Below are 13236 nucleotides of genomic sequence, written 5' to 3'. Positions count from 1 at the left end.
CCGATGCCGGCCTTCGCCGCTCTTTCAAGCAGGGAACCTCCATGAGCAAACCAACACGCGGGGTGATCAATGAATTGTTCGCCCTGCTCAAACCCTTTCGGCTGATCGTCACCGTCTCCGTCCTGCTCGGCATGGTCGGCGGTCTGAGCGTCACCGCATTGCTGGCGACCATCAACAGCGTGCTGCACAGCGAAGGCGATCTGACCGGCACCATGGTCGCGATCTTCGCCGGCCTGTGCCTGCTGGCCCTGACCACTTCGATTTTTTCTGACATTGGCACCAATTATGTCGGCCAACACATCATTGCCAAACTGCGTAAAGAGCTGGGCGAAAAAGTCCTCTCGGCGCCCATCGAGCAGATCGAACGCTATCGCAGTCATCGTCTGATTCCGGTGCTGACCCACGACGTCGATACCATCAGCGACTTTGCGTTCGCCTTCGCCCCGCTAGCGATTTCGATGACCGTTGCCCTCGGCTGCATGGGCTATCTGGCGATGTTGTCATGGCCGATGTTTCTGCTGACAGTCATCGCCATCCTGATCGGTACGGTCGTTCAATACATTGCTCGCGGGCGTGGCATGCAGGGCTTCATGAAGGCTCGCGACTACGAAGACGAACTGCAGAAGAGCTACCACGCCGTCGCTGAGGGCGCCAAGGAGCTGCGCATCCATCGGCCGCGGCGGCACCGGATGTTTGTCTCGGGCATTGAAGGCACGGCGGACAAGATCTGCGACACCCAAGTGCGCTCGGTGAATATTTTCGTGATCGCCAAGACGCTCGGTTCGATGCTGTTCTTCGTCGTGATCGGCCTGGCGCTGGGCCTGCAATCGCTGTGGCCGAACGCCGATAAAGCGGTGATGAGCGGTTTTGTGCTGGTGCTGCTGTATATGAAAGGTCCGCTGGAGCACATCATTGCCGCACTGCCGATTGTCAGTCGCGCGCAGATCGCGTTCCGTCGTATCGCCGAGTTGTCCGAGCAGTTTTCTTCGCCCGAACCGCACCTGCTGCTCAACGACCAAGGCAATAAAAAGACACCGGTGCACAGCCTGGAACTGACCGACGTCTCGTACAGTTTCCCGACCGTACAAGGCGCGACGCCGTTCCGTCTCGGGCCGGTGAACCTGAAAATCGAACAGGGCGACATCGTCTTCATCGTCGGCGAAAACGGTTGTGGCAAGACCACCCTGATCAAATTGCTGCTGGGCCTGTACGCGCCGCAACAAGGTGAAATCCGCCTCAACGATCAAGTGGTCACCGCCCTGACCCGCGACGACTATCGCCAGTTGTTCACCACGATCTTCGCCGACTACTACCTGTTCGACGACGTGGTTCAGGGCGACACGCATATTCCGGAAGATGCCAACCAATATCTGCAGCGTCTGGAGATCGCCCACAAGGTCAGCGTGCGCGACGGCTCATTCACCACCACCGACCTTTCGACCGGCCAACGCAAACGTCTGGCGCTGATCAATGCCTGGCTGGAAGAACGGCCGGTGCTGGTGTTCGACGAGTGGGCCGCCGACCAGGACCCGACCTTCCGCCGCATTTTCTATACCGAGCTGCTGCCTGACCTCAAGCGTCTGGGCAAGACCATCATCGTCATTTCCCACGACGATCGTTACTTCGATGTCGCCGACCAACTGGTGCGCATGAACGCCGGCAAAGTGGTCACTGAGCTTCAACCCGCCTGATTGTGAAAAATTTGTAAAAAAAATGCGTTGAGCCTTTCCGGTTTTCGGAAGGCTCAACGTCTTACTTACAGTTAATAGAAATAGTTCTCAGTCAACACTTTGAAGAGTAGAAGAACAATGCCCGCACCGCACGGACTCCACCCGCTCGCCAAGGCTCTGCTGATCCGCCGCTCCTTGCGTTCCACGTTGCCAGCGCTGTGCGCCATGGCCCTGACCTTGCCAATCGCAGGTCAGGCTCAGGCCGCCGCCGTGGCGATCAATATTCCTGCACAGTCGCTGGGGAGCGCCTTGCAGGAATTCGGTCGTCAGACCAACCTTCAGGTGCTTTACAGCCCGGATGAAGTGAGTGGTCTGCGCAGCACCGCCGTCAGCGGTAACCTGGAACCAACCGCCGCCATCGCGCAATTGCTCAAAGGCACCGACATCGCCTACAGCGTTCAGGGCAACAACGTCGCGTTGCGCGGCCGCAGCAGCGGTGCAAGCCTGGATCTGGCACCGACCAGTATTTCCGCCACCGCGGAATCGGCCTGGGGCCCGGTTGACGGAATCGTCGCCAAGCGTAGCGCCTCCGGGTCCAAGACCGATTCGTCGCTCAAGGAAATCCCGCAGACCATCAACGTCGTGACACAAGACGAAATCAAGATGCGCGGTTCGAAGTCGGTCACCGAAGCCCTGCTTTACACACCAGGCATGACCGGCGGCGGTTTCTCGGACCGGGTGAAGATTTTCGACGAACCGACCTCCCGTGGTTTCTCCCCTACTCCGCTGTACCTCGATGGTCTGCACATGCCATACGGCGGCGGCAGCACCGGCGGTTCGCTGCAAATCGACCCGTACACCCTGGAGCGCGTCGAAGTGCTCAAGGGCCCGGCATCGGTACTTTACGGGCAGAACCAGCCAGGCGGCATCGTCAACATGGTCAGCAAGCGTCCGACGGCTACCCCGCTGCATGAAGTGAAAATCGGTGGCGGCAGCTATGACCGTAAATACGGCGCCTTCGACTTCGGTGGCCCGATCGACGATCAGGGCGAATTCCTCTATCGCCTGACCGGCGTGTTCAACGACAGCAGTTCGGCCATCGACTACGCCAACCAGAACCGCATGTTGCTGGCGCCAAGCCTGACCTGGCTGCCGAATGACCGCACCACCATCACCGTATTCGGTCAGTACCAGAAAGATCACGACGTACCGGAAGCTCAAGGTCTGCCAGCCTTTGGCACGGTCAAAAGCACCTCTAACGGGCGCATCAGCCGCAGCCGCTTCATCGGCGAACCGGACGTGAACAAGTACCACCGTGAACAGTTCGTCGTCGGTTACGAAATCGCCCACGAACTCAACGACGTCTGGACCCTGAAACAGAACGCTCGTTACGCCGACGTCAACGACCAGTACGTGGCGCCGCTGCACGGCTATTCGTTCCCGACCAACCCGGTCACCGGTCTCAACGACAACAGTTTCCAGAGCCGTTACGCGGTGGACTGGTCGCAGCACAACAAGGTTTACGGCATCGATAACATTGCCCAGGCCAAGTTCAAGACTGCCGATATCGAGCACACGGTGCTGCTGGGCGTGGACTACTACCACTCCAACTCAAAGTTCCTCGGTCTCTATGACCGCACCGCGCCGGGTATCGACCTGTACAACCCGGTGTATGGCAGCCAGATCAACTTCCGCCAGCCGTACAAGTGGGATAACACCATTACCCAGACCGGCCTGTACGCTCAGGATCAACTGCGCTGGAACCAGTGGTTCCTGACCCTCGGCGGTCGTTATGACTTCGCCGAGACTGACAACAAGCAACCACTGACCGGCGGTCACAGCAACCAGAAGGACGAGAAGTTCACCGGTCGTGCCGGCCTTGGCTACGAGTTCGAAAATGGCATCACGCCTTACGTGAGCTACGCCGAATCGTTTCTGCCGCAAACCGGTACCGACATGAGCGGCGGCGCATTCGAACCGACCACCGGCAAGCAGTACGAAGTCGGTATCAAGTACGAGCCGACGTTCATTGATGGCTTTATCCAGTTGTCGGCCTACCAGATCGATCAGGACAACATGCTCACCTCCGACCTCGACAATCCGGGTTTCAGCACCCAGAGCGGCACCGTGCGCTCCCGTGGTGTCGAGCTGGAAGGCAAGGTCAATGTCACCCAGAACCTGCGCGTACTGGCTTCGGTGTCGCGTAACCAGACCAAGTGGGAAAAAGACAACGACGGTCGCGAAGGTCGCACCCTGGCGATGCGTCCACCACTGACCGCGTCCGCCTGGGTCAACTACGACTTCGATGTCTCCACTGCCCTGGCCGGTTTCGGTATGGGTCTGGGTGCACGCTACGTGCGCAGCAGCTACGGTTCGGACTACGAGTCGGACTCCTTCCAGATCCCGTCCTACACCGTGTATGACGCCATGGTCTCCTACGACCTGGAAAAATCGCCGCTGCACATCAAAGGCGTGAAGCTGCAAGCCAACCTGCAGAACCTCACCGACGAGAAATACGTTGCCGCGTGCAACAGCACCCTCGACTGCTACTACGGTGAAGGCCGCACCATGACTGCTGACGTGACCTACAACTGGTAATACGCTCTGCGCTCACTGAAACGCCGGCATCTGCCGGCGTTTTTTTTGGTTGGGGGTTGGGGTTGGGGTTGGGGTTGGGTGTATATCCGTTGCTGCGGGTGTTGCTGATTAGGGTTCCGCCCTTACGGCGGGTCACCTTTTCCAAACGCCGAAAAGGTAACCCAAAAGGCTTTACCCTGACGTACGGCACTTCGCCTAGGCTCAGTGTTCCCTCGCTACGGTGTCCATCCGGGGGCATCGCCTCCGGTTTGCTTCGCTGCACCTCCTCTCGATGTATGCGGCTGCGCCGCACGGCGCTGCGCGCCTACCCCCTGATGAACACCTACGCTCGGCCTGCCGATGGGCTGAAGAGCAAGATCAAAAGCCAAAGCCAAAGCCAAAGCAGATCAAAAGATCGTCCGATCGCGGCCCGAGCCTTCGGCAACTCCTACAGGGAATGAGTCGCCCCGCCAGAGCTTGGTCGGCTGTCAGGCCGCCATCGCTGGCAAGCCAGCTCCCACAGGGATTGGGTACATTTGATAGAGATTGGTCGGCTCGTAGGCCGCCATCACACCAGGCAGGCTCCCACAGTTTCGAGCCGCGCGAACCCTGCGGCGCATGCCGCCCCACTCAACACAATGAGCGTTAGCTCGAGTAAAGCTCTTGATCTGAAGGCCCGTCGGCAGGCTGAGTGGAGGGATTGATCCGGGGGTGGGAGCGCAGCGACCGTTTGGCGAAGCCAAACACATCGAGAGGAGGTGCAGCGAAGCAAACCGGAGGCGATGCCCCCGGATCAATCCCGCAGCGAAGGAACCCGAGCCACAGCGAGGGCCGAACGTCAGGGCACAGACCTTTGGTTACTTTGGGGCGTTTGCCAAAGTGACCCGCCGTAAGGGCGGAACCCTAATCAGCCGTTACCGCAGCAACGGATATTCACCCATCCCTTCAAGCCACAGCAAACACCTCTACCAATCGCTCGGCAATATGCTGCTGAGCCTCCTCGGCCTCATCAATGATCGCGCCCATACGCATGAAATCGTGGGTCATACCCTCATACACCTTCAATTCCACCTCAACCCCCGCCGCCTGCAAATGACGCGCATACGCCACGCCCTCATCGTGCAACGGATCACACTCGGCCAAGACCAGCAGCACGGGCGCCACGTTCGCGCTGACCTCTGCCAGCAACGGCGAGAAGCGCGGATCGAGACGATCGCTGACCTCGCGTTGATAGTGCTCGTAGAACCACTGCAGCGAATCCTTCTCCAGCAAATGCCCTTCGCCAAAAAGCTCGATCGACGGCGTGCTGCGACTGGCATCAGTGACCGGATAAATCAGCACCTGCAAGCGCGGCTGTACGGTGGCATCCGCCAGTTGTGCGGCGAGTACCGTGGCCAGACTGCCGCCGACGCTGTCACCGGCAATTGCCAGGCGCGCGGCGTCGATGCCCAGATCCTGCGCGCTGGCTACCAGCCAATCCCAGGCATCACGGGCATCATCGGCCGCCGTTGGAAAGCGAAACTCAGGCGCCAAGCGATAAGCCACCGACAGCACCACACAATCAGCCATCGAAGCCAAAGCCCGGCACAGCGAATCATGGGAATCGAGACTGCCGACCACGTAACCGCCGCCATGGAAATACAACAGCGCCGGGCGACCGGCACCTGCATTCAAAGGCTGATTGCTGTAAATCCGTGCGTTGAGGCGCGTGCCGTCGCGCACGGGCAATTGCAGTTCATCCACCACTTGCAGCTCTTCACCACCGGCATCCATCAACAACGACGATTGATCGAATTGTTCACGGGCTTGTGCCGGGCTCAGCTCATGCATGCCGACGCGCTTGCCACTGGCCCGGCCGTTGCCGACCAGTTGCAGAAACGCGGCGATATCAGGGTTCAACGACATTCAAATCTCCAGACCGGTCGAACGCCATCAGGCGCCCGAGCGGTTTTTCAAGTTCAGAGCAAGTTCAGGACATGGCTACTGGTTCAACGATCTCGCCGAGCATTTCTTCAGCCTCGGACAGGAAAGTTTCATCGCGCGGGATCTGGAAGTGCCCGCAATCGAGCCATTCGCCGCCCATGCCTGGCTGTTCGAGTTGCACCGCCAGTTCCATCGCCTCCTCTTCGCGACCCAGGGTCCACCAGCAGATCGGATTGACCACCAGCGGTGCACAGCGATCCAGTTGCAACGACAGTTGCTTGAGCCGGCGCGCCACGCTGAACACATGGGCCAGTTCATCGGCGCCCAGTGCCACGTAGGTTGAGGCGCTGCGTTCGGCGCTTATGGCCACGGCGAACAATGCACGCAGGTTCTGCGGCGTTTCTTCGCCGTCGATGCTCAAGCCCGGCGCGGCGTCCGGCAGGGTCACCCGCAGGAAGTCACGCAGATCGGCCTGCCAATCATCCACCGCCCCTTCGTTGACCTTGGCGGATGGCACAAAGCTGTCCACCAGACCGACGAATTTGACCGTCTGCCCCGCCTGTTCGAATTGTGCGGCCATCAACATCGCCAACGTCCCGCCCAGCGACCAGCCCAGCAGATGGTACGGCCCTTGCGGCTGTTTCTCGCGGATCTGCGCGACGTAATTGCTGGCCATGTCCTGCAACGAAACATCGTTGAAAGCCGGATCGAGCAACATCCGCGACTGAATCGCCAACACCTGACGGCGACCGCCCAAGCGGCGCGCCAATGGCTCGTAGTCGAACACCGTGCCGAAGCCCGCGTGAATGCAGAACAGCGGCGCAACACCCTTGACCTCAGCGTTCATCGCCAGCAGCCCGGAAGTTTTTTCAGCAGCGCCCTGCACGCTGGCCACCAGTTCGGCGATGCTCGGTTTCTGCATCAGGTCGCGCAGTTTCAGGCTCAGGCCCTGGGCCTTGAGTACACGGCTGCGGGCCACGACTTGCAGACTGAGGATCGAATCGCCGCCCAGTTCGAAGAAGTTGTCGGTGAGCCCGACGCGCTCGATTTTCAGCACGTCCTGCCAGATCTTCGCCAAGGCTTTTTCCAGCTCAGTGCGTGGTTCCACGTACACCAGACGCTGTTCAGCGTCCGGGTTCGGCAGGGCCTTGCGGTCGAGTTTGCCGTTCGGCGTCAGCGGCATGCGCTCAAGCACCATCAAATGCGCAGGCACCATGTAATCCGGCAGGCTGGCCTTGAGTTGCTCGCGCAAGCGTTCGCACAAACCGTCTGCCGGGGTATCGGAAGCAGCCAGCACATAGCCGAGCAGTTGCTTGCCGCTGACACCCTCGCGGGCCACCACGGCGGCGTCACGCACGCCCGGCTGCTGCTTGAGACGCGCCTCGACTTCACCCAGCTCGATGCGGAAACCACGGATTTTCACTTGGTGGTCGATTCGTCCCAGGTAGTCGACGGTGCCGTCCTCACGCTGGCGCACCAGGTCGCCGGTACGGTACAGGCGACTGCCATCGGCGCTGAACGGGTTGGCAACGAAGCGCTCCGCAGTGCCGCCGGCACGTCCCAGATAACCACGAGCCAACGCGCCACCGAGGTACAGCTCACCGGCAATGCCGGCCGGCAGCGGATTAAGGTCGGCATCGAGCACATAACCGCTGCGCTCACCGACCACACTGCCGATCGGCGCGTAGGCCGCACCGCACTGATCGTCAGCACTGGCCTTCCAGATCAGCGGCGTCACCACTGTTTCCGTCGGGCCGTAGCCATTGATGATGTAGTGCGGTTTCAGTGCCCGTTTGGCCAATTCGAAACTCGCCACCGGCACCGCATCACCGCCGAAGCAGTAGATCCGTACCGGCGGCGGGTTACCGTGCTGCTCGGCGTGCTCGGCCAGTTGCTGCAAGTACACCGGAGGGAACGCCGCCACGGTCACGCCATGCTCATGCAGAGCGTTGTAGGTCTGCTCGGCCGTCCACAGGCTGTCGTCACGGATCAGCAAGCGCCCGCCATGTGTCAGGGTGGTCAGCCAGCGCTCATGCGCGCCGTCGAACGCGAACGACATGAAGTGCAATTCGCAGTCGGCTTCGCTCATTTCGTAACGCTGGCCGATGGCCTGGCAGTGCATCGCCAACGGTCCATGCGCCACACCGACACCTTTCGGCTGGCCGGTGGAACCGGAGGTATAAATCACGTAGGAGAGGTTGCCCGGTTGCACCGCAACCTGTGGCGCCACCGCTGGCTGAGCGCTCAAATCCAGGTGATCGAGTTCCAGCACATGCAGGTTGTCCTGCGCGGGCATCACCTGACGCAGACTCGAATCACTGAGCAACAGCGCAATGCCGGAATCGCGCATCAGATAACTCAGACGTTCGCGCGGATACGTCGCGTCCAGCGGCACATAAGCGCCTCCGGCCTTGAGCACCGCCAACAGCGCGACGATCATGTTTTCGCTGCGTGGCAGGGCCACACCGACGCGGATTTCCGGGCCGACACCTTCGGCGATCAGCGCATGGGCCAGACGATTGGCCCGGGCCTCGATCTGGCCGTAGCTGAAGGTCTCGCCATTGAAGATCAATGCAGTTTGGCCTGCATGCGCTTGTGCCCATTGTGCGATGCGCTGGTGCACTGCCGGTTCTTGCGAAGGAGCCGGCAAAGCCTGCGCGATGCATGCATGGCCGGTCGGCAGACCGATGCGGCCCAGCGGTTGCGCGGCATTTTCCGTCAACGCAACGAGCAGGCCTTCCATGTTGCTGCGGATGCCTTCCACCGTCGCCCGGTCGAAATGCTCGCGCAGGAACATGTACTCGATCACCAGACCTTCTTCCAGCGTGACCATCAAGTCCATCGGGAAGTTGGTCAGCCCAGAGTTATTGATCTCGCCGAACTTCAGCGAGTCGTCGCGCCATTCGCGCAATGCCTGGTCGATCGGGTGATTCTCGAACACGATGATGCTGTCGAACAGCGACTGCCCGGCGCGGCCGCCCCAACGCTGGACGTCGGTCAGCGGGGTGTACTCGCGCTCTCGCATTTCCAGGTTGAAGTCCTGCAACTCACGCAGCCACGGCCCCACCGCTTGCTCGGCCGGCACGTCCTTGATCACCGGCAACGTGTTGATGAACAGGCCAAGGATCGATTCCGACGCCGGCAGACTCGCCGGACGCCCCGCCACCGTGGCGCCGAAGGCCACGCAGCGTTGACCGCTGTAACGGCTGAGCAGCATCAGCCATGCGCCCTGCACCAAGGTGTTCAGCGTGACTTGCTGAGCTTGCGCAAAAGCCTTGAGCTGTTCGGTGCGCGGCTCACCCAAGCGGCTATAAAGCGCCTCGTGACCACGACCGCTGCCAGTACGCGTGACGGCGTCGGCCAGATAGGTCGGTTCGTCGAGCAGGTTCAAATGCTGACGCCAGAACCCTTCGCTGGCATTGGCGTCTTGCTGTTGCAGCCAGTTGATGTAGCGGCGATATGGAACGGCGTCGGCCAGCGGCTTGCCGGAATACTGGCTCAGCACTTCGCCGATCAACTGCGAACTGCTCCAGCCGTCGATCAGGATGTGGTGGTAGGTCCAGATCAGTTGATAGCTGTCCTCATCTACCCGCACCAGCGCCAACCGTTGCAGCGGTGGCTGGTCGAGATCGAAGCCCTTGGCCCGCTCGCTATCCGCCAACGCCTGCAAGGCTTCGGCCGAGTGATCCTGTTCGCGCCAGTCAAGCAGGCTGATCGGCAACTGCGGGTCGGCGAGCACGAATTGCAGCGGCTCGGCCATGTCCTGCCAGAGGAAACCGGTGCGCAGGATGTCGTGGCGACGGCTGACCGTTGCCCAAGCGGCTTTCAGGCGCAAGGGATCAAGGCCTTGCACCGGCACACTCAACTGGTTGACGTACAGATCCGATTCCGGCGAATTCAGGCCGAGGAACAGCATGCCCTGCTGCATCGGCGACAGGCGATAAAGCCCTGCCAACTGATCCTGCGGCAGCGGTAATTGCGCGATTTGCGCATCACTCAAGCCGTGCAGAGGCATGTCGATCAGCGCGGCCACCGGTACGTCTGAGGTGCTTGCGACGCGTTGCGCCAGTTGCTCGATGGTCGGGTGCTGGAACAGGTCTTTCGGGCTCAGTTCCAGGCCTTGCTGACGGGCACGGCTGACCACTTGAATCGAGATGATCGAGTCCCCGCCGAGGGCGAAGAAGCTGTCGGTGGTGCTGACCTGCGCCAGGCCCAGCACGTCTTTCCAGATGTCCACCAGCGCCTGCTCAGTGGCGTTGACCGGCTCGACGTGTTGTTGCGCCGCCGTGAGTTCCAGCGCCGGTAAACGCTTGCGATCGATCTTGCCGTTGGGGGTCAGCGGCAGTTGCGCCAGCCACAGACGGTGAGTCGGCACCATGTAATCCGGCAGGGTTGCGCCCAGCCAACTGCTGAGATCGTCGTGCAGTTCACGTTGCTGTTCAGCGCTGGCATCGACAATCGTCGGATCGCTCGGCACCAGATAGGCGATCAATTGTTGGCTGCCCAGCACTTCACTGGCCAAGACCACGGCTTCACGCACGGCGACGTGCGCCACCAGACGCGCTTCGATTTCGCCCAGTTCGATACGCAGGCCGCGAATTTTCACCTGATGGTCGATGCGGCCCATGTACTCCAGATCGCCCTCTTCGCGCTCGCGGATCAGGTCGCCGGTGCGGTACATGCGCTCGCCATTGGCGGCGAGCGGGTTGGGCACAAACCGCTCGGCGGTCATCGCCGCACGGCCCAGATAGCCGCGAGTGATGCCGGCACCAGACAGGTACAGCTCAGCCGAAACCCCTTGCGGGACAACGTGCAAATCGGCGTCGAGCAAGTGACTGGCGCTGTGGTCGAGGGCACGACCGATCCTCGCCTGACCACCGGCACTGCGGCGGGTCCAGGTCGAATAGGTGGTGTCCTCCGACGGGCCGTACAGGTCGAAAACGTGCTCGACGGTCGACTGCTGATACAGCGCATCCACCAAGCCTTGTTTCAGCGGTTCACCCGCCAGATTGATGATCCGCACGCTCGACGGAATCTGCCCCGCGCGTTGCAATGCAGCAATGGCTGACGGCACGCTGTTGATCAGGCGCACCTGGTCGCGGGCCGGCAGTTGCGGCAGCTCAAGGGCATTGCGCGCGATGATCAGCGAGCCGCCGTTGGCCAACGTGACAAACAGCTCCCACACCGACAGATCGAAGCACACCGACGTTGAAGCCAATACGCCTTGAATATCGTCGCGGCTGTAAACCTTGGCCGACCAGTCGATCAGCGCCATGACGTTGCGATGGGCAATCGCCACGCCCTTCGGTTTACCAGTGGAACCCGAGGTGTAGATCACGTAAGCGAGGTTGTCCGGCGCGACCGATGTTTGCGGTGCGCTGCTCGAATAACCGCTCAACGACACCTGATCCATCAGCAGCACTTGCGTTTCGCTCGGCACGCTCAGGGTCGCGGCGACGGCTTGCTCGGTCAGCAACACCCGCGCACGGCTGTCGTCGAGCATGTAAGCAACGCGATCCGCCGGGTAATCCGGGTCCAGCGGCACGTAGGCGCCACCGGCCTTGAGCACCGCCAGCAAGGCGATAAGCAACTGCTCGGAACGCGGCATCGCCACGCCCACCCGCACTTCCGGGCCGACACCGAGTTCGATCAGCTTGTGCGCCAGACGATTGGCTTGCGCGTCGAGCTCAGCGTAAGTCAGCTGATTGCTGCCGAAAGTCACCGCCAATGCATCCGGGGTGGCCGTCACCTGACGAGCAATGCCGTGATGAATGCATAGATCGGTGACGAAATCGGCAGCGACGCTCGGCACGCTTTCGATCAGGTTCAACTCACTCAGCGAACGCTCGCCCGACTCGCTCATCTGCCCGAGCAAGCGCTGCAAGAACTCACCCAACTGCGCCACGCTGTGCGCCGCGAAACTCTCGCACTGGTAGCTGAAGTGCATCGACAACTCGTCGCTCAAGTGCACCAGCAAGGTCAGCGGGTAGTTGGTCTGTTCATGGTTGTTGATCTCGCCAAAGCGCAATTCCTGCGGTGCGCCCTGCTCCAGCGCCTCGGACACCGGGTAGTTCTCGAACACCAGAATATTGTCGAACAGCGCCTCACCATTGCGCGCGGCCCAACGTTGAATGTCGAACAACGGCGTGTGTTCATGCTCGCGCAGGGCCAGGTTCTGCGCCTGTACGCTCTGCAACCACTCAGCAACGCTCGATTGCGCGCGGGGGCTGGCGATCACCGGCAAGGTGTTGATGAACAGGCCGATCTGCTGCTCGACACCTTTGAGTTCCGTCGGACGCCCCGCCACCGTGGCGCCAAACGCCACGCTTTGCTGACCGGTCAAGCGCTGCAACAGCAGCAACCACGCCGCCTGAATCAGTGTGTTGAGCGTAACTTTTTGCTGGCGGGCGAACTCGCCCAGACGACAGGTCTGCTCGGCATCGACAACACAGAAGTGCTCGCCATGCCCGTCCCGCGACGCATCCCCGCGTTGTGCCTGCAACGCCTGCGCCAGCAGGGTCGGCGCCTGCAAGTCGGCCAGTTGCGCAGTCCAGTAGTGCTCGCTGGCCTGCACGTCCTGGCGTTGTAGCCATTCGATGTAATCGCGATAGCGCCCGGCCAGTGCCGGTTGAGCAATGCCGCTGTAACGCTGCAGCACTTCGCCGAGCAACTGCGAATTGCTCCAGCCGTCCATCAGGATGTGATGGTTGGTGTAGATCAGATGACAGCGCTGGTCATCCAGACGCACCACGACCATGCGCAGCAACGGCCCTTGGCTCAGGTCGAAACCTTGCGCCTGCTCAGCGGCGGCCAGTGCATTCAACTCGCTCTGGCCATCGCCGCGTTCGCGCCAGTCGAGCACGCTGAACGGCATGTCCAGTTGCTTGTGCACCACTTGCACCGGACGCGCCAGTTCACCCTGCCAGACAAAACTGGTGCGCAGGATGTCGTGGTTATCCACCGCCGCCTGCCAGGCTTGCTGGAAGCGTTGCGGGTCGAGGCCTTCGACGTCGAGGCGCACCTGGTTGATGTAATCGCCAGTGGCCTGTTCATAAAGGCTGTGGAA

4 protein-coding genes (1 of these 4 only partly in view) are annotated in these 13236 nt (G+C 61.1%); 2 read left to right on the top strand and 2 right to left on the bottom strand.

All coding sequences use genetic code 11. From position 1 onward, the window contains the following. The first annotated feature begins 41 nt into the window (after positions 1-41). Together ACA043_RS09880 and ACA043_RS09875 are read left to right on the top strand one after the other, a co-directional pair. Complete coding sequence (locus ACA043_RS09880; protein WP_489878691.1) at positions 42-1691, top strand: cyclic peptide export ABC transporter; 1650 nt, start codon at positions 42-44, stop codon at positions 1689-1691. A gap of 117 nt (positions 1692-1808) precedes the next feature. Continuing rightward, complete coding sequence (locus ACA043_RS09875; RefSeq protein ID WP_401265577.1) at positions 1809-4268, top strand: TonB-dependent siderophore receptor; 2460 nt, start codon at positions 1809-1811, stop codon at positions 4266-4268. A gap of 924 nt (positions 4269-5192) precedes the next feature. On the opposite strand, the gene ACA043_RS09870 is transcribed toward ACA043_RS09875, so the two are convergent. Together ACA043_RS09870 and ACA043_RS09865 are read right to left on the bottom strand one after the other, a co-directional pair. Then, on the bottom strand, positions 5193-6152 hold the full coding sequence (locus ACA043_RS09870; protein WP_497659083.1) for an alpha/beta hydrolase: 960 nt from the start codon (positions 6150-6152) through the stop codon (positions 5193-5195). Positions 6153-6216: 64 nt separating this feature from the next. Further along, positions 6217-13236 carry the final stretch of a non-ribosomal peptide synthase/polyketide synthase gene (locus tag ACA043_RS09865; RefSeq protein ID WP_497659082.1) on the bottom strand. It continues 7971 nt past the right edge of the window, so the window shows 7020 of its 14991 coding nt (coding positions 7972-14991); its start codon lies beyond the right edge, outside the window; the stop codon is at positions 6217-6219.

Source organism: Pseudomonas sp. LBUM1648 (genome assembly GCF_059716145.1).
Note: the sequence above shows the minus strand (reverse complement) of the source record. Positions and strands in the feature narration are given on the sequence as shown.

What these genes read in the sequence shown, in the direction of transcription:
- ACA043_RS09870 (WP_497659083.1), bottom strand. Translation starts at nt 6,152, where the DNA reads ATGTCGTTGAACCCTGATATCGCCGCGTTTCTGCAACTGGTCGGCAAC.
- ACA043_RS09875 (WP_401265577.1), top strand. Translation starts at nt 1,809, where the DNA reads ATGCCCGCACCGCACGGACTCCACCCGCTCGCCAAGGCTCTGCTGATC.
- ACA043_RS09880 (WP_489878691.1), top strand. Translation starts at nt 42, where the DNA reads ATGAGCAAACCAACACGCGGGGTGATCAATGAATTGTTCGCCCTGCTC.